The sequence below is a fragment of the Duffyella gerundensis genome (assembly GCF_001517405.1).
GTDB classification, from domain to species: domain Bacteria; phylum Pseudomonadota; class Gammaproteobacteria; order Enterobacterales; family Enterobacteriaceae; genus Duffyella; species Duffyella gerundensis.
Map to the genome: position 1 here is coordinate 2,593,861 of NZ_LN907827.1, position 18,370 is coordinate 2,612,230.

Below are 18,370 nucleotides of genomic sequence, written 5' to 3' on the forward strand. Positions count from 1 at the left end.
TGCTGTTAGTTAACGGGTTTCAGTTCGACACGCGCCATCATGGCGGCCAACTGAGTACGATCGGTAATGCCCACGTTGCTCTGACTTACGGCCAAAGCTGCCACCGCAGTAGCAAGACGCAGCGTGTGTTCGCTGGATTCACGCATCAGCAAACCATAAATCAAGCCACCTACCATTGAGTCACCTGCACCCACGGTACTGACCACTTCGCAAACCGGTGGTTTGGCAATCCATTCACCCGAGGCGTTCACCCAGAGCGCCCCTTCGGCCCCCAGAGAAATCACCACGTGAGCGATGCCCTGCTCGCGCAGCTGGTGCGCAGCGGCAATCACATCCTGGAGCGTTGGCAGCTTTTTACCGGCCCAGATTTCCAGCTCGCGGCGATTGGGTTTAACCAACCACGGCGCGGCTTTAAGACCGGCTACCAGCGCCTCACGGCTGCTGTCGAAAATAATGCACGGGCAGTGGGTGCGCAGTTCGCTCATCCAGCGCGTAAAGTCATCGGGATCGACGCCAGCCGGTAAACTGCCGCTGACGCAGACCATGTCAAACTGACCCAGCCAACTCAGAGAATCGGTGCTGAAGCGCTCCCAGTCCTGCGCGCTGACGTCAAAACCTGAGAAGTTAAGGTCGGTGACCTCGCCCTCTTTTTCGGTGAGCTTGACGTTGATACGCGTGCGGCCCGGTACGACCTGAAAACGGTTGGCAATGCCCAGCTCGCTGAACAGCAGCTGAAAGCCATCCTGATTATCCTTGCCGAGGAAGCCGCCAACGGTCACGTCGATGCCCAGGTCTTTGAGCACTTTCGCTACGTTGATGCCTTTACCCGCGGCGTGCAAACCGGTGGTTTTCACCAGGTTGACTTCGCCACGTTCGATTTCGGCACAGTAACCCACCAGATCGTATGCCGGGTTAAGCGTGATGGTTGCTACGCGACGGGTCATGATGCCCCCTCGCCCAGCCCTGAGGTAATGGCTTGTTCAATCGCTTCCAGCGCCTGAGGCGCATCTTCGCCGCTGGCGGTAAAGCGCAGACGGTGGCCTTTCTTGACGCCCAGCGCGACAACCTTCATCAGGCTGCGGCCGTTAGCGGGTTTGCCACTGCCATCAAGATTGGTAATGGTGATATCGCTGTTGAACTGCTTGATGACGCTCACCAGCGCGGTGCCCGGACGCGCATGCAGGCCGTGCTCATTACGGATAGTGAACTCCGCCGTCAGCACTTCGGCTTGCTCATCCACTTCGCTGGTCAACAGTGCCAGGACGCCTGCGGCGTCAGCATTCAGCAGACGATCGGCCTTGTTGTTGATCAACAGCGCGCTGAGGTAATTCAGCACCTGCAAAGGCTGGTCATCTACCGCAGCCACGCTGATCAACATCACGGCTTTTTCACCGTTAACATCAAAAGGCGCCTGGGTGCGTGAAACGGCCACGGCGCTGCTCAGGTTGCCCTGCATGCTGTCGTTCAGCCAGATGCCTTGTCCCAGATTCAGTGGCTGCGCGCCGATCACCTGGCTGACAAAGCTGCTGTCGACCGCGCCCGCCTGTTGCAGCCGACCGGCATTCAATGCCTGCAGCGTCATCAGGTCGCTGGCGGCGACGTCCAGCACGATAAGAGAGGTATCAAACTTCAGGCCGTTGCCCTGTTTTTCACCCATCAGCAGGCTGCGCAGCTCTTCCGCCGAGGTGGTGGTTTTAAGCTGTTCTGCAACGTCATCATCGCTTAGCACGTGCGTCAGCTGACGCAACAGCGTGAGGTGCTCATCCGATTTCGCGGCGATACCGATAACCACATACGCCAGCTGATCGTCGCCCCAGGTAATGCCCTGAGGAAACTGAAACACCTGTACGCCAGTATTCAACACCAGATCGCGCGTGTCGGTGGTGCCGTGAGGAATGGCGATGCCGTTGCCAAGGTAGGTTGAGGTCTGTTTTTCACGCGCCAACATGCCCTCAACGTAGGCGTCGCCGACGTTTCCGGCCTGGGCCAGCGCGGCAGCAACCTGACGAATAGCGTCTTCTTTATTTGCGGCTGATGCGCCGACATGAATGGCTTGCGGTTCAAGCTGGAACATAATTCTCCTCTCCTGCTGATGTTGAATCGTTTCAGCTATATCGGGAAAAAAGGCGCTATCGAATAAGGCTTAGCCAGCAACGACAACGCTGAAACGTTTCAATGATAGTGAGCCAGAATAGGCAGATGTGGCAAGCTTTTGCCCAATCGGTATCACCGTTTTTTGAGCTTACGCACATTTCGGTACTTTTGATTTGACCTGAACCGATCGGCTGGCTGACGACATAGCTGAAAGCACAGTAAACGCAACGGCAACGGTCAGCCGATGTTCAGCAAAACCGATTACAATGAAGGTGCAGTGGCCGTTTCCAGATCAAGCAGCCAGATCATCGCCTGCTCGCGCGTGGAACCGCACATATCGGCGGCAGGTTGCAGGCCAGCACAGACTTTCGGCCGCAGCGGCGAATGGAAAATTTTGCAGCGCAGCTGCTCGTCGAGTTGCACACAGGGCACGTTAGCGGGTTTGCCGTTGGGCATGCCTGGAATGGGTGATGAGATAGAAGGCGCTGTGCAGCAGGCAGCACATCCGCTACGGCAATTCATAGGCGACTCCTGAAAAGGGGCAATGAAGATAGCAGCGGCCCGCAACATTTTCCACCACCTTGCGAGACGTTACGCAAAAAGTGGTTTTCGCCCCGCTCAGCGCTTGCCTCGCTGACGGGCCGCGAGTAACGTGACGCGACAAATTTCGGCGATCAAATGAGGATCACAATGCCAAGAGCCAATGAAATCAAACGCGGTATGGCGGTAACTTTTAACGGCAAGCTGTTGTTGGTAAAAGATATCGATGTGCAAAGCCCCAGCGCACGCGGTGCCAGCACGCTGTATAAAATGCGTTTTACCGATATTCGCACCGGACTAAAAGTAGAAGAGCGCTTTAAAGGCGATGACATTCTGGATGCTATTTCCCTGAGTCGCCGCAGCGTGGCTTTCTCCTATATCGACGGCGACGAATATGTCTTTATGGATGATGAAGATTACACGCCATACAATTTCAAGCGCGAACAGATTGAGGAAGAGCTGCTGTTTATACCGGAAAGCGGCATTCCCGGCCTGCATGTATTAACCATGGATGGCCAGGTACTGGCGCTGGAATTGCCACAAACCGTGGATATGGAAATTGTCGACACTTCGCCTGGCATCAAAGGTGCTTCAGCCAGCGCGCGCACCAAACCTGCGTCAATGATCACCGGCCTGACCATTCAGGTACCGGAATACCTGAGCAACGGCGATAAAGTGCGCATTCATATTCCGGAACGTCGCTATATGGGACGTGCCGACTAAATCTTTTTACCGGTCATCGTTATATAAAGGAGGATGCCGTGACGCGGGTCAATTTGATTACCGGATTTTTAGGCAGTGGTAAAACCACCACCCTGCTTCACTTGTTAGCGCACAAGCCAGCGAATGAAAACTGGGCCGTGCTGGTCAACGAATTCGGTGAGATTGGCATTGATGGTGCGCTGCTGGCGGAAAGCGGCGCCGTACTGAAAGAGATTCCGGGCGGCTGCATGTGCTGCGTCAACGGCCTGCCAATGCAGGTGGGTCTGAATATGCTGCTGAAGCAGCAGAAGCCCGATCGCCTGCTAATCGAACCCACCGGCCTCGGCCATCCCAAACAGATCCTAACCATGCTGACCGCTGAGGTTTATCAGCCGTGGCTGGATCTGCGCGCCACGCTGACCCTGCTGGATCCGCGCCAGCTGGCTGACGATCGCGTGCGGGAAAATGAAAACTTCCGCGATCAACTGGCCGCAGCCGATATTATCGTCGCGAATAAAGAAGATCGCTGGCAGGCCGATGACATTGCACGCCTGCAGCAGTGGCAGGAACAGGCGCTGGCGGATCGCACGCTGGTGACTACGCAGTTCGGTCATATCGATCCTACGCTGCTGGATCGCCCGCGGCTGAATCAGCGTGCGCTACCTGATGCGCATCATCATCATGCCCACCGCGCGGCGCCTTCTTTACTGTCTGCATTACATCTGGAAGGCAGCGCGCGCTGGCGTCGTGCGGTTAATCAGGGTCAGGGTTATGCTGGCTGCGGTTGGGTATTTGACGCTGATACCACCTTTGATACGGTTGGCATACTGGAATGGGCCCGGCTCGCGCCAGTGAAGCGGGTTAAAGGCGTGATGCGTATAAAAGAAGGGTTGGTTAGCATCAATCGCCAAGATAGCGATTTTCATATTGAGACGCGGCAGACGATGCCGCCTGACAGCCGTATCGAGCTCATACACGATAGCGAGGCTGACTGGAACCTGCTTCAGCAAAGCTTGTTGAAGCTTCGTTTAAGTTAGCCAGCCTACTCTTCGCTCTGTTTTTTTCTTTGAGTACTTTGACTATGCACGCTACCCGTTTAATCACCATTTTACTGCTCAATGCACTGGGCATTGTGCTGTTTCTCTCGTGGTATTTACCGCCCGATCATGGCTTCTGGTTTGCGCTGGATAAAACGATCTTTTTTGGCTTTAACGATCAAATGGTCGATCATCCGGCGTTTGCCCTACTGGTGGCGATCACCAATTTTCGCGGTTTTGATGCGGTTTCGCTGTTGGCGATGGGCGCGCTCTATTACAGCTTCTGGCGCGGTGAAACGCCGGTTGGACGGCGGCGTTTACTGCTGATTGGCATCAGCATGCTGCTCACTGCCGTGCTGCTTAATCAGCTGGGGCATCTGCTGCCGGTTAAGCATTCCAGCCCAACGCTTTACTTTGAAAATGTGCATCGCGTCAGCGAGCTTACCGGCATTCCGGCAAAAGATGCTTCAAAAGACAGCTTCCCGGGCGATCACGGCATGATGCTCATCATCTTCGCCTGCTTTATGTGGCGCTACTTTACGCCGCGCGCGTTTGTTCTGGCGCTGAGTATTGTGATCGTGTTCTCACTGCCGCGCGTCATGGCGGGTGCGCACTGGTTCACCGATATCATGGTCGGTTCCATGTCGGTAGTGCTGGTAGGATTGAGCTGGTGGCTATTGACGCCTGCAAACGACACGTTGATCAGCTGGCTCGATCGCAGCCTGCCGGGAAAATATAAAGCTACGTCGTAATCTTTATTTCTTCTGACTGGTATTAATGCCTTAATACCAGTTAAATTTAAAACTCACCTTTCATTAATTAATTAGCACGCTAACAAAATACCTTCAGAAGAAATTATTATCGCTGACGCCGTTATTGATGGGCGCTCACAGGATGTCCAGCCGGATATTTCTTATTTTCTCCCTCATCGCGCAAATTAGCAGCTGAAAAGGGTCTAATTCTCGCCATAGCGTCCGAACAAACGCTTAAAATGTAACCAAAGCGTTACAGTATGATTTCACATCAAAAAAACCTATAAATAATTGCATAAAACCCCTCGCCACGGGGTCTCGAATGGGTTAACCTCAGTTTCGATTAGTCTGAAGCAGCAGAAAATTCCACCTTTTTTACAATTAAAATGTGCGTAATCACACATTTTGAAGATTCAGGAATTGTCTTAGGTTCACGCGCTAATTAATCTCAAGCCGTTTTCGCAATTATTTGACGACTTCTGTCGTTAAGGACTTCAAGGGATCACAAACATAATGGTCAAGTCTCAACCGTTTCTGAGATATATCTGGCGGGTTTTACCCGCGGTCGCATTAGCGACGATGTTATCAGCCTGTACCAGCAGTAATCATGGAAATACCGCGCAAAACGAGAATCATGAAGTTAACAACCACAATGGTTTTTTACTTCAGGCGTCTCAGGACGAATTTGAACAGATGGTCCAGAACGTGGATATCAAATCCCGTATCATGGAACAATACGATGACTGGAAAGGCGTGCGTTACCGTATGGGTGGCACAACTAAAGGTGGTATTGACTGTTCTGCCTTTGTGCAACGTACTTTCCGCGATCAGTTCGGTCTCGATCTCCCTCGCTCGACCTGGGAACAGAAAGATACCGGCAAAGAAATTACCCGCACCAAGTTGCGCCCAGGTGATTTAGTGATGTTCCGCGCAGGCTCAACGGGCCGCCATGTGGGCATCTATTTGGGCAACGATAACTTTGTGCACGCGTCCACCAGCAGCGGTGTGATGATCTCCAGCCTGAATGACAGTTACTGGAAGCGTCGTTATACCGAAGCACGTCGGGTATTGAGCCGCTCGCAAAGTTGACCGGTTTCCTGAAGTTCGCGAAAACTGAGATTAATAACGCTGCTTAGGCAGCGTTTTTTTATGCCAAAAATAAACGCCATACCCTTTGTTAACAGATTAAATGATTGTTAATGCTCTTAATAACGCGACATCTTACCGAGAGCGTTATATTCTCCCTGGCTCATGTTGATATGCGGTTCACTTATAGAGACGGGCTTGATCGGGAGATCACACCTTATGCCACTTTCCAGGATAGTGTCGCGTCACGTTATGCATCCCCGACGCATTGCTGTAAACAGCCTCCTCGTCGGCGTGCTGTTCTTTATTCTGTTTATCAGTATTGTTTTTAGCATCACCTGGTATAAGCGCAGCGCAAGCCACGACCGACTCACGCACTATACGCGCGATTACATGAGCCAGGTGTTCACCGAATTACATCACTCTTTGCAACCGTTACTGACTCCCCCCTTTCCTGATTGCCATGCCAGCAATGCCGACCTGACCGCCCGTGCGGCATTTGGCTCAAACATTCGCGCAATTCTGCTGGTAAAGGATGCCATTGCCTACTGCTCTTCTGCCACCGGTGCGTTTTCCCTGGCGGTGCAGACGTTTTCACCCACTACGCATCTCGATCAGCCCATCGATATGAACTTGCTGGCTGGCACGCCCAGGGTACCAGGAAAGCCAGCGCTGGTGCTGTGGTTGCAGAACCCGCATCAGCCACGCAGCGGCATTTTGACCACCATTGATATCAATCTGACGCCTTACCTGCTGCTCGCGTCACGCCAGCAGGAGATTACCGGCATGGCGATGGTGGCAAAAGATCGGGCGCTGACGACGTGGAGTAAGAACATCTTGCCCGCATCGCTACTGCCGACCACGCCGCTGCGGCAGTTCAGCCTGCCCCACTATCCGATTACCTTTTATCTCTATGGCTCTACGCTGGCGCCGCGCGATGTGGAATTCATCGTGCTGGCCGGTATCCTGCTGGCGTTGCTGGTCAGCGCCATTAGCTATACCTTGCTGATCCTGAATATGCGCCCCGGCAAAGAGATTCTGTTGGGCATCAAACGTGGTGAGTTTCATGTGGAATATCAGCCGCTGATCAACAGCGACACTGGCCATATGTACGGCCTTGAGGCCTTGCTACGCTGGACGCACCCAGTAGCCGGTCGGGTGCCCGCCGAGGCGTTCATTCAGTATGCAGAAGTACAAAATTTGATTGTTCCGCTTACCCGCCACCTGTTTGAACTGGTGGCACGCGACGCCGCTGAACTCAAAAAGGCGCTGCCGTGTGGACTGCAGCTTGGCCTTAATCTCTCTCCCAGCCATCTCAGCTCGCCGCAGTTCCGGCAGGATATTACTCACTGGGTAGCGGCAATGCCACCGAACCACTTCGCCTATGTGTTTGAAATTACAGAGCGCGCCATGGTGGCGAACGATCATGCCAGCGAGATATTCAGCTGGATGCATGACAATCAGTTTAAAATCGCCATTGACGATTTTGGCACCGGACACAGCGCGCTGATCTATCTGGAAAAATACCGTTTCGACTATCTGAAAATCGATCGCGGGTTTGTACAAAGCATTGGCCGGCAAACCGTCACCTCGCCGGTGCTGGATGCGGTGATCATGCTGGCGAAGAGACTCAATCTGAACACGGTGGCTGAAGGCGTGGAAACCGCTGAACAGGCCGCCTGGCTAATGGCGCGTGGCGTCACCCATCTGCAGGGCTATCTGTTTAGCCGGCCTCTGACAGTGACGCAGTTGATCGCCTGGCATCAGCAGCAGAAAGATCTGAGAGTTCTTAAAGCAGTGGAAGAAAATTAGCGTTGGTTGGTTTCTGCCTGCTTCAGCTGCGCTTACTCATCGCTAAATTGCGTAATCATCGGCAACAGAAACGGTTCCTGAGGCTGTAACCTGATGGTTAGCTGAGGTCGCGGCGTTTTACATGAGTTGGTGCATGAAGGCGAAAGGGAAAACGACGAGTTTAACGGAAGGTATGTGGCGGCAGATGCAGCGCTAAGCGCGCTGCCAGGCAGCAAAGGTTTCGGCAATGGCGACGCCCTGATTTTTCAGGCGGCAGGTGGTAGCCGATTCATCGCAGCGGCGCACAAACAAACAGGGTTCTCCTTCGCATTCCACTACGCTGCCGTTAACCTCGATCTCCGCCAGCATCATCTTCATTTGCTGCATCACTTCCCACGCCGATTTACCGTCGTGGCTCAGCAACCGGAGACCGATCAGATCCTGCTCATTGGCCAGCAGATTGTTATCCTGCGGCTCAATTTTGCCGCCCGGACCTTCTGCGCACCAGCGATAGCTGTGTGGTAAACGATGAACAATCGAAAGTTGTAGCCCGCTCAATATTCTATCCCCGAGGTAACATTATCGGCACGGCAACGGCTCTGCGCTGGAGTTATCTTTCCAAAAGCGCCGAACAGAGCATCGCCCGGTTGGCATCGCGGTAACAATGCGCCTGTTTTTTGAGAGGAAGCTCTCATTTTGAAACTATATGTACCGCGATTAGCAACGGATAACAACCATTATTGCTGCAATTATTTTACCTGATTGACCCATTAATTTTACAAATAAGAAACATTAATCAGTGATGATGATCAGGCGCTTATTTTACCGCAGCAGAGCGGGATGGACGGCTGGCATAAAGATAGAGCAGCACCGATAACGTGGCGCACAGCGCGATTGACCAGACCATCGGCCAGGCAGTGGTAAACGTCGCCTGTGACAGCACAACGCCGACCATGGCACCGACGCCAAAACGCAGCGTACCGGCCAGTGAAGAGGCGGTACCGGCCATGTGCGGAAACTCATCAAGAATCACCGCCATTGCGTTGGAGGAGACCATCGCCACGCAGCCGATAAACATCGCTACGCCAAACACCAACGGCAGAAAGCCGAGGTCAAGCGCGCTGACAATCAGCAGCCAGATGCCCATAGCAAACTGAATATAAAGGCCCAGACGGAACATCGCCAGCGGGCCAAAACGTCGTACAAAACGACTGTTAAACAGCGTCATAAGGAACAGGAAAACTATGTTCAGCGCAAAGTAGTAGCCAAAGTTTTGCGGTGAAATATGGTTAACCTCAATGTAGACAAAAGGCCCGGCGTTAAGGAAGGAGAAGAGTCCGGCAAAGGAGAAACCGCTGGCCAGCATATAGCTGAAGGCTCGCTTGTGGCGAAACAGCGAAAGAAAGTTACCCAGCGTGGTACGCAGATGAAACCGCTGGCGCTTCTCTTTGGGCAGCGTCTCTTTGATGCGCGTGACCACCAGCACGGTGGTTAACAGCGCGGCAACCGACAGCGTCCAGAAAATCGCATGCCAGTTCCACAGCACTAACAGCCAGCCGCCGATAATCGGCGCCAGTAGCGGCGCAATGGTGGTGATCAGCATGACGAAGGACATCATGCGCGAAAACTCCTCTTTCGAGTAACTGTCGCGCATCAGCGCATTGATCACTACGCTCGCGGCCGCGGCCGAGAGACCGTGCAAAAAGCGCATCACAATGAGCTGATCGATAGTCTGCGCCAGCGCACAGGCCGCCGCCGCCAGTGCAAACGTCAGGGTGCCGAGAGCAATAACCGGTTTACGGCCAAAGCTATCTGCCAGCGGGCCATAAATCAGCTGACCCAGCGCGAAGCCAAAGATATAGATGCTGAGCGTCATCTGCACGCTGCCTGCGGAAACGCCAAACTCGCTAGCAATCTGCGGCATGGCAGGCAGATACATATCGATCGACAGCGGCATTAACATCGCCAGCAATCCCAGCACAACCACTAAACCCGTTGCCGAATTCTGTTGCTTAACCACCCTGTCCTCCCGGCACGAAAACCCTTATTTTTTTGGCTGAGGCACGTTTGCCACCGTGGCAATCTCTTCCGCGGTCAGAGGCCGGTATTCGCCCTCTTCCAGCGCATCATCCAGCGTAATACCGCCGATGCGTTCACGATGCAGCGCAACCACGTGATTCCCTACCGCGGCGAACATGCGTTTAACCTGATGATAGCGCCCCTCGCTGATGGTCAGGCGCACCTGATTCTCACTGAGCTGCTCCAGCGTCGCTGGCAAGGTCAGGCTTTTCTCATTATGCAGCTGTACGCCCGCAGTAAACTGCTCGGCGGTATCATCGGCCAGCGGATTCTCCAGCGTGACCAGATAAGTTTTTTCGCACAGATGGCGCGGTGACGTGATGCGATGCGACCACTGGCCGTCGTCAGTCATCAGCACCAGGCCGGTAGTATCGATATCCAGGCGGCCCGCTGCATGCAGCTTGTACGCCATCGGCTCTTCCAGAAAATAGAGCACGGTAGGATGATCGGGATCGTCGGTGGAACAGACGTAACCCGCGGGCTTGTTGAGCATGAAATAACGCGGACCAAACTGCTGTTGCAGAGGATTGCCGTCATATTCGACCTGATGCTCCGGCTGGAGTTTAAACGACGTGTCGCGCACGACCTCGCCATCCACCGTGACGCGTTTTGCCCGTATTTCACGCGTGGCAATGGCACGGCTGATTTCCAGTTGTTGAGATAAGAATTTATCGAGTCGCATGACGTCTGCTTTGCCTGTTAATTACTGAAAGTGAAAAGATGAAACGGCGTTTACTTCCCGGATAACGGGAGATGCCTCGTGCTGGCAAGAGAGGAAAGAGTCGAGCGCCGATGGGAACCGGAACCGCACTGCTTACCTGCGGGTAAAGCCATTGGAAAAACGATGGCAAGTATATCCTGTGTTCTTCAGCGTAGACAGAGGCGATCGCCCGCTTAGCGCATTTTCATGCCATAATGTGGCACTGTTTCCACATTTCCGCGTTTAACATGTCCTTTACCCTGCGTCCTTATCAACAGCAAGCGGTTGATGCCACGCTCAATCATTTTCGTCGCACCACCGATCCTGCTGTCATTGTGCTGCCTACCGGCGCCGGCAAAAGTCTGGTTATCGCCGAACTGGCGCGGCTGGCGCGCGGTCGCGTGCTGGTGCTCGCCCACGTTAAAGAGCTGGTAGCGCAGAATCACGCCAAGTTTCTGGCGCTCGGAGAACAGGCGGATATTTTTGCCGCTGGCCTGCAGCGCCGCGAAAGTCAGAACAAAGTGGTGTTTGGCAGCGTACAGTCGGTCGCGCGCAATCTGGATAAATTTGACAGCGCCTTTTCGCTGCTGATTGTCGATGAGTGTCACCGCATTGGTGACGATGAAAAAAGCCAGTATCAGCAAATTTTAACGCACCTGCGCGCCGCCAATGCGCAGGTACGACTGCTTGGCCTGACCGCAACTCCGTTTCGTCTCGGCAAAGGCTGGATTTATCATTTTCACTATCACGGCATGGTGCGCGGCGATGAAAAAAGCCTGTTCCGCGACTGCATCTATGAGCTGCCACTGCGTTATATGATCAAACACGGCTTTCTGGTGCCGCCCGAGCGCCTCGACATGCCCGTGGTGCAGTATGATTTCAGCCGCCTTACCGCTCAGGCAAACGGCCTGTTCAGCGACGCCGAAGTGAATCAGGAGCTGAAAAAGCAGGCGCGTATCACGCCGCATATTATCAGCCAGATCGTTGAGTTTGCGGAACAACGCCACGGAGTGATGATTTTTGCCGCCACGGTCGAACATGCGCACGAGGTGCTGGGTTTACTGCCGGAGGGCAAAGCGCTGGTGAGTGCCGGTACGCCGGCAGCGGAGCGCGACGCCATTATTACCGCCTTCAAGCAGCAGCAGATTAAATATCTGGTCAACGTTGCGGTGCTGACCACCGGCTTCGATGCGCCGCACGTCGATCTGATTGCCATTCTGCGCCCCACCGAATCCGTCAGCCTTTATCAACAGATCGTTGGCCGCGGGCTGCGCCTGCATCCGGGCAAGCAAGATTGCCTGATTCTGGATTACGCCGGCAATCCTCACGATCTGTTTACCCCGGAAGTGGGCAGCCCCAAGGGCGCCAGCGATAATCAACCGGTACAGGTATTCTGCCCTTCCTGTGGCTTTGCCAATACATTCTGGGGAAAAACCACCGCCGACGGCATGGTGATTGAACACTTTGGTCGCCGTTGCCAGGGCGTGCTGGAAGATGATGAGGGCCATCGCGAGCAGTGTGATTATCGCTTTCGCTTTAAACAGTGCCCGTACTGTAACGCCGAGAACGATATTGCCGCCCGTCGCTGCCATGAATGCGACAAGGTGCTGGTGGATCCTGACGATATGCTGAAGGCCGCGCTGAAGTTAAAAGATGCGCTGGTGCTGCGCTGCGGTGGGATGACGCTGGAACGCGGCGCTGACGTCAAGGGTGAATGGCTGAACGTCACCTACTTTGATGAGGATGCCACCAGCGTCAGCGAACGCTTTCGCTTACAGACACCGGCGCAGCGCACCGCCTTTGAACAGCTTTTTATGCGGCCACATCAGCGTGCGCCCGGCGTGGCACTAGGCTGGCAAACCGCCGCTGACGTGATCGCCCTGCAGCCGCTGCTGCGCCATCCTGACTTCGTCGTGGCGCGTGCGCGTGGCCATTTCTGGCAGGTGCGAGAGAAACTGTTTGACTATCAGGGCCGCTATCGTCGCGCCAACGAGCTGCGTTAACGCCTTGCCCGCGCAGGCAAAGATAGCTATAATGCCGCCCGCTTTTGCTTGTGCAGAAGCTGAACACTCCAACCTGTTGCTGGGTCGCCTGTAGCAGGAACATTTATTGAAGAGAATCAACAATGTTCACTATTGAAGCAGAAGAACGTAAAGAGCAGGGTAAGGGTGCGAGCCGCCGCCTGCGTACAGCTAACAAATTCCCAGCCATCATTTATGGCGGCGAAGAAGCAGCTGTTGCCATCGAACTGGATCATGACCAGGTTATGAACATGCAGGTTAAGCCTGAGTTCTACACCGACGTGCTGACCCTGGCTGTTGCTGGCAAAGAAGTTAAAGTTAAAGTGCAGGCTGTTCAGCGTCACCCGTTCAAGCCTAAACTGCAGCACATCGACTTCGTTCGCGCGTAATTGTCGCCAACGAGTTGCTAAGAAAACGCCGCATTATGCGGCGTTTTTTTTCGTCTGCGGCAAGGCTATTTCGCGCTGGTGCGGCGCTGTAACTGATCGCGCAGATTAGGCGGCGTGCCTTTAATGGTCAGCGTATCGGTGGCCGCATCCCAGAAAATGCGTTCCCCCAACAGCAGCGCATCAAAGTTGATCGTCACACCACCGCCGCTGCCAGCAAATTTTGTCAGCTGACGCAGCGTGCCACGATCGGCTGGAAAATGCTCTTCCAGTTCATAACCCTGTTCGGCGGTGAAGGCCTGAAAGGTTTTCTCACCCAGCGGCGGCAGTTCATTAGACAGTTCTTCCAGCGCGATCTCTTCGCCTGCCTGCAGTTGTTCATTGCAGTAGCTGTAAACCTGCTGGCGATAGTTCTGCCGCTCATTTTTATCGAGCTGCGATTCCGCACAGAAGTCATCTACCGCCTGCAACAAGCCGCGGTTCTGCGCTTTGGTGTCCAGCCCAACGCTGGCACCGAGGAAATCCATAAAGAAGTCAGCGACTTTACGGCCAACGCGTCCGCGCAGAAAGGTGAGATAACGCGTGGATTCCGGGTTCGTTTCCCATTCGGTGAGATCGATGCGCGCGACAATATCGGCATGATTGATGTCGAGATAGTGCGTCGAACTGATATCCAGCTCTTCATTGACACGCATGCTGCTCTGGCTGTTCAACACGGCAACCAGCAGATACTCAACCGCCAGATAACGGTAATGGCAAAACAGCACTACCCCGCCTTCTGCAAAAGGATATTTTGCCAGCTCGTCGCGTAACCGACCGGTTGCCGCCCGGCTGAAGGCCAGAAAATCATCTTCGCCTTTGCGGCAGTTACGCAGGGCATCCGCCAGTTCACTGCCTTCATCGAACAGGCCATAAGCCTTGCTCTTTGCGCTGTAAACCCGATGTAGTTCTTCAACCATGGCGCTGACGGTGGCATTGGTTGGCAGCAGGGAATCACGCAGAATCAGCTCAAGCGTTTGTTCATCACGCTTCACTAACTGATGCAGGGCGATCTGGTCGATATCCAGACTCATAGCAGGCTCTCCTCTTGGCTAAGGCGCGTATTCAATCATCGTAACGGCACGCTTTCAACTTGCATTCGCTGGCTAAGGCAAACTTTACAGCACGATCCAGAGTAGTCGCTGCGCCATTTTTTAGATCCCGCCTTATCTGTATGAACACATCATTTGCCAAAAAAAGAGAGAACAGAAAAGCAGATGAACTCTCACATTACGCAGACTGCAGGACTGATTTTTTGTTTTACCGATTAAACCACTGGGAAATGTCTATAAGAAAACACCTTGTTTTTAGACAGCCATTAATAAAATCTAAAATAATAATGTTTGATAAAGTAAAAAATGGCTTAATTAAAAAAATAAAACTTAAGCTTAGTCTGAATTCCTTACAAATTGCTGACATTAGGTGTTAACCAGAAAAAATGAAGAATAGACTACGCCTTGTGCATCCGACAAAGGCAGCCTCAGTCAATGAAAAAAGAAATCTATAACTTACAGATCGTAAGAGGAATTGCAGCGCTTATCGTTGTGGCCGGACATTTACTGCCACCCGCAATTGCTGAATATATTCCCGGACAAGTTGGCGTATCGATGTTCTTCTTTTTAAGCGGATATATCATGCTATATTCCTTTAAAGCGAGTGAGCATCCCGTTACATTTTTAAAGAAAAGATTCCTGCGAATTCATCCTGCTTATTTGATCATATCTTTGCCGCTGATTCTTGCTGCACTGGTGAAGACAACATCTGTCCAATACATGCTTCACACCGTCCTGTTGCTACCGTGGCTTGAATGGAGCAGAGAGAAAAATAGCTTTAACATTCACTCACCTATAGCCAACCCAGTCGCCTGGACGTTGATGTTTGAATATTACTTTTATGCTATTTTTACGCTGGGAAAAAGCATCAGGAATAATCGTAACTTTGTATTTTATTTTTCCAGCATAGCGATAGTCACTATTATGGCGTTAAGTAATTTCTTCCTGGGAAATGACGGAAAGCTGGGCTGGACAACGCTGAGTTGGCATGCAATCACCTCTAACCTGTGTAATATTTCATTTATCGCCGGTATGAGCTGGCAGCTTATGTCAGAAAACAAGCATGTTGAGCATAAGCGTCCCTGGGCGCTGCTTTTAATTCCGCTATCAATAATTCTTTTGGATAAAGTAAGCCCGCTAACTAATATTAGTAACAATCAAATAATTGATTTGCTTTTCTCATGTATTCCATGCTGGATTTTTGTAGCAGCACTTTCCACATCAGCCCGGCTTACCGGAAGAATTTTTGATCGTATTCATGCGACAGGCCAGTATTCTTACTCGCTTTATCTTTTTCACTCGGTACTGGCAACCATAATATATCAGCTGCATTTGGCGCCTAAATATGAATGGCCGGTTGCATTAGTGAGCATAACGCTTTCATTATGGATTTCGAAATATCTCTACAAATACATCGAATCGGTTAATGTTATTGAGCTGGTTAAAAATGGCCACAGCCGATACAAGAAAGCACGCGGATATACGGGCTAAGCCACTGCTCAGCCCGGCTTCGGCCGGGCTTTTTCTCGCTTCGTTTATTGCGCATGCCTGATGGGAGTAAACATTAACTGGCGCAACACCCCCTCGAACACATTTGCCTCCATAAAAGTGCAGAAAATGGCGCGCTGTTACGTTAAGATAGCGCCCTTTGCTACCTGATAATTCAACGCTATGCCACAATCATCCCGTTACAGCGACGACCGCGTGGAGAAACTCCTCGCAGAACTGGTGCAGGTTCTGGAAAAAGACCATGCGCCAACCGATCTTTCCCTGATGGTGTTAGGGAACATGGTCACCAATTTGCTCAATACCAGCATTGCGCCCGCTCAACGCCGCGCGATGGCCCGTTCTTTCGCCGATGCGTTACAGTCATCCGTGCGCGAAGACAAAGCCCATTAATGTGAAAATTCGACGTTAATTATGGTAACCAACCGGCAGCGCTACCGCGAAAAAGTCTCCCAGATGATCAGCTGGGGGCACTGGTTTGCGCTGTTTAATATTATCTTCGCTTTCATTCTCGGCAGCCGCTATTTGCTGGTTGCTGACTGGCCTGCCTCACTGGCGGGCCGTATCTATGCCTATACCAGTTGGGTAGGCCACTTCAGCTTTATCGTCTTTGCCGCCTATCTGCTGGTGATTTTTCCGCTGACCTTTGTGGTGATGTCACAACGGTTGATGCGCTTTTTATCGGCCATTTTCGCCACCGCGGGATTAACGCTGGTGTTGGTCGACAGCGCGGTGTTCAGCCGTTTCCATTTGCACCTCAATCCGGTGGTATGGGAACTGGTGATCAACCCCGACCAAAGCGAAATGGCGCGCGACTGGCAGCTGATGTTTATCAGCGTGCCCGCTATTTTCCTTGTGGAGATGCTGTACGCCACCTGGAGCTGGCAAAAGCTGCGCAGCCTCAATCGTCGCTCGTTTGGCAAACCGGTAGCCATGGTGCTGATTACCGCCTTTTTTGCCAGCCATCTGATGTATATCTGGGCCGATGCCAATTTCTATCGCCCTATCACCATGCAGCGCGCTAACCTGCCGCTCTCCTATCCGATGACCGCCCGACGTTTTCTGGAGAAGCATGGTCTGCTTGATGCGCAGGAATATCAGCGTCGGCTGGTACAGCAGGGAAATCCGGAAGCGCTGACCGTCGCCTATCCACTGAGCGATATCAGCTTCCGCGATGCTGGCACGCGCCAGAACCTGCTGCTGATTACGCTTGATGGCGTCAATCAGGCCAGCAGCAGCAAAACGCTGCCCGCCCTTAGCCAGTTCGCGCAGGAAAATGTGAATTTCACCCAGCATTACAGCGCGGGCGATGATGCCGACAGCGGCCTCTTTGGCTTGTTTTACGGTATTTCACCGACCTATATGGATGGTGTGCTGGCGGCGCGCATGCCTTCCACGCTGATCAACGCGTTGAGTAGCCAGGGCTACCAGTTTGGTCTGTTTGCTTCCGATGGTTTCCGTTCACCGCTGTTGCGTCAGGCGCTGTTGGCCGATTACTCCTTGCCTGCGGCGGCTGCGCAGTCGAATGCGCAAACCACCGCCCAGTGGCAAAACTGGTTAAGCAAACAGAAACCGGAAGGCGCGCCCTGGTTCTCATGGATCGCATGGAATGGCCTTGATCGTGCTGATGATAAAGGCGTGGTCTCCAGCCGTCGTTACAAACAGACCGCTGCCAGCGTCGACCAGCAGATTCAGTCTGTGCTGGCTACCCTGCGCGACAAAGGGCTGCTGGATAAAACGGTGGTGGTGATTACCGCGCAGCATGGCGTAGTGCTCGATAACGAAGAGCATGCAGGCGATCGTGCGGCGCTGCAGGTGCCGCTGGTGGTGCACTGGCCAAATACGCCAGCGCAGAGCGTGCAAAAGCTTACCGATCATCAGGATATTATGACCACCCTGATGCAGCGCCTGCTGCACGTCAGCACCAGCCCGGCGGACTATTCGCAGGGCGAAGATCTGTTTGCCGCCGAGCGACGTCATAACTGGGTTGCCAGCATGGATGACAAACGACTGGTGATTACCACGCCGGATACCACGCTGGTGCTGGATAATAACGGCAGCTATAAAGCGTACAACAGTCGCGGCGAGCAGTTGAAAGACCATAAACCGGAGCTGGCCTTACTGTTACAGGTGCTGACCGAAGAGAAACGCTTTATCGCTAACTGATTATTTATTAGTCAGTTAGCTTTTTTGCGGCTTGCATTACCAATGATAAGCGGTAGTATAAGCGTCCACGTGTCGGCACGTAGCGCAGCCTGGTAGCGCACTGTCATGGGGTGTCAGGGGTCGGAGGTTCAAATCCTCTCGTGCCGACCAAAAATTTGCAGTCTGAAAAAGGGATTATCCTGCGGGATAATCCCTTTTTTATTGCTCATCCTGGCACGGCCTTCGCTTCATATCAGCCCTGCAACGCACGCCTTTTTGCCGCATCCTCGGCGGTCAAATGCCGATCGGTGCCCTTCAACGCCCTGATTGTCCTTTGCCGAAGGCACCAGCCTGCTGGCTTTACCGCACTCTGGCCGTTGTAGCCCTCTCCTGCGCTGAATAAAATCTTGTGACCGCGCGCTGGCAATGCCATCATTTGC

17 protein-coding genes and 1 tRNA gene are annotated in these 18,370 nt (G+C 53.0%); 11 read left to right on the forward strand and 7 right to left on the reverse strand.

Features of this window, described 5'->3' with window-relative positions; translation table 11 throughout:
* Positions 1–5: 5 nt before the first annotated feature.
* The 3 genes from fruK to EM595_RS12050 all read right to left on the reverse strand — a co-directional run bounded on the left by fruK (position 6) and on the right by EM595_RS12050 (position 2,616).
* On the reverse strand, positions 6–944 hold the full coding sequence (fruK, locus tag EM595_RS12040) for a 1-phosphofructokinase (RefSeq protein WP_067432265.1): 939 nt from the start codon (positions 942–944) through the stop codon (positions 6–8).
* Positions 941–2,074, reverse strand: coding sequence for a fused PTS fructose transporter subunit IIA/HPr protein (gene fruB / locus EM595_RS12045; protein ID WP_067432272.1), 1,134 nt, complete (start codon positions 2,072–2,074; stop codon positions 941–943). Before fruB ends, fruK begins: the two co-directional genes overlap by 4 nt.
* 281 nt (positions 2,075–2,355) lie before the next feature.
* The gene (locus EM595_RS12050; protein WP_067432280.1) at positions 2,356–2,616 is read right to left on the reverse strand and encodes a YkgJ family cysteine cluster protein; all 261 of its coding nucleotides are present in this window, start codon (positions 2,614–2,616) and stop codon (positions 2,356–2,358) included.
* A gap of 168 nt (positions 2,617–2,784) precedes the next feature.
* Here EM595_RS12050 and yeiP point away from each other — a divergent pair, with 168 nt between their 5' ends.
* From yeiP to EM595_RS12075, 5 genes are all read left to right on the forward strand, one after another.
* Complete coding sequence (gene yeiP / locus EM595_RS12055; protein ID WP_067432283.1) at positions 2,785–3,357, forward strand: elongation factor P-like protein YeiP; 573 nt, start codon at positions 2,785–2,787, stop codon at positions 3,355–3,357.
* Between the two features lie 38 nt (positions 3,358–3,395).
* Entirely contained in the window at positions 3,396–4,373 is a 978-nt protein-coding gene (locus EM595_RS12060) for a CobW family GTP-binding protein (RefSeq protein WP_067432286.1), read from the forward strand.
* 44 nt (positions 4,374–4,417) lie between these two features.
* Positions 4,418–5,125 (forward strand): phosphatase PAP2 family protein, encoded by a 708-nt coding sequence (locus tag EM595_RS12065; RefSeq protein WP_067432288.1) that lies wholly within the window; start codon positions 4,418–4,420, stop codon positions 5,123–5,125.
* A gap of 513 nt (positions 5,126–5,638) precedes the next feature.
* Positions 5,639–6,214: a bifunctional murein DD-endopeptidase/murein LD-carboxypeptidase gene (gene mepS, locus EM595_RS12070; protein ID WP_067432291.1), complete on the forward strand. Its 576-nt coding sequence runs from the start codon at positions 5,639–5,641 to the stop codon at positions 6,212–6,214.
* Positions 6,215–6,430: 216 nt separating this feature from the next.
* Positions 6,431–8,023 (forward strand): cyclic di-3',5'-guanosine monophosphate phosphodiesterase PdeN, encoded by a 1,593-nt coding sequence (locus EM595_RS12075; RefSeq protein WP_067432294.1) that lies wholly within the window; start codon positions 6,431–6,433, stop codon positions 8,021–8,023.
* A gap of 192 nt (positions 8,024–8,215) precedes the next feature.
* Here EM595_RS12075 and EM595_RS12080 read toward each other — a convergent pair whose 3' ends face one another.
* From EM595_RS12080 to rsuA, 3 genes are all read right to left on the reverse strand, one after another.
* Positions 8,216–8,563, reverse strand: a complete 348-nt coding sequence (locus EM595_RS12080; RefSeq protein WP_067432297.1) for a YejG family protein — start codon at positions 8,561–8,563, stop codon at positions 8,216–8,218.
* A gap of 256 nt (positions 8,564–8,819) precedes the next feature.
* Positions 8,820–10,022, reverse strand: a complete 1,203-nt coding sequence (locus EM595_RS12085) for a Bcr/CflA family multidrug efflux MFS transporter (RefSeq protein ID WP_067432300.1) — start codon at positions 10,020–10,022, stop codon at positions 8,820–8,822.
* Between the two features lie 24 nt (positions 10,023–10,046).
* On the reverse strand, positions 10,047–10,763 hold the full coding sequence (rsuA, locus tag EM595_RS12090; protein ID WP_067432303.1) for a 16S rRNA pseudouridine(516) synthase RsuA: 717 nt from the start codon (positions 10,761–10,763) through the stop codon (positions 10,047–10,049).
* Between the two features lie 266 nt (positions 10,764–11,029).
* On the opposite strand from rsuA, the gene radD reads away from it, so the two are divergent.
* Positions 11,030–12,784 carry a DNA repair helicase RadD gene (radD, locus tag EM595_RS12095; protein WP_067435439.1) on the forward strand — a complete coding sequence of 585 codons (1,755 nt, stop codon included), beginning with the start codon at positions 11,030–11,032 and terminating at the stop codon, positions 12,782–12,784.
* Positions 12,785–12,906: 122 nt separating this feature from the next.
* The gene (gene rplY / locus EM595_RS12100) at positions 12,907–13,191 is read left to right on the forward strand and encodes a 50S ribosomal protein L25 (RefSeq protein ID WP_067432306.1); all 285 of its coding nucleotides are present in this window, start codon (positions 12,907–12,909) and stop codon (positions 13,189–13,191) included.
* Between the two features lie 65 nt (positions 13,192–13,256).
* On the opposite strand, the gene yejK is transcribed toward rplY, so the two are convergent.
* Complete coding sequence (gene yejK, locus EM595_RS12105; RefSeq protein WP_067432309.1) at positions 13,257–14,261, reverse strand: nucleoid-associated protein YejK; 1,005 nt, start codon at positions 14,259–14,261, stop codon at positions 13,257–13,259.
* A 453-nt stretch (positions 14,262–14,714) separates the two neighbouring features.
* On the opposite strand from yejK, the gene EM595_RS12110 reads away from it, so the two are divergent.
* From EM595_RS12110 to EM595_RS12125, 4 genes are all read left to right on the forward strand, one after another.
* Positions 14,715–15,770: an acyltransferase family protein gene (locus EM595_RS12110; RefSeq protein WP_067432311.1), complete on the forward strand. Its 1,056-nt coding sequence runs from the start codon at positions 14,715–14,717 to the stop codon at positions 15,768–15,770.
* 180 nt (positions 15,771–15,950) lie between these two features.
* A complete protein-coding gene (locus EM595_RS12115; protein WP_067432320.1) occupies positions 15,951–16,178 on the forward strand; it encodes a YejL family protein in 228 nt (75 codons plus the stop codon).
* Between the two features lie 21 nt (positions 16,179–16,199).
* Positions 16,200–17,951: an LPS biosynthesis-modulating metalloenzyme YejM gene (gene yejM, locus EM595_RS12120; protein WP_067432322.1), complete on the forward strand. Its 1,752-nt coding sequence runs from the start codon at positions 16,200–16,202 to the stop codon at positions 17,949–17,951.
* A gap of 73 nt (positions 17,952–18,024) precedes the next feature.
* Positions 18,025–18,101, forward strand: a tRNA-Pro gene (locus EM595_RS12125).
* The last annotated feature ends 269 nt before the right edge of the window (positions 18,102–18,370 follow it).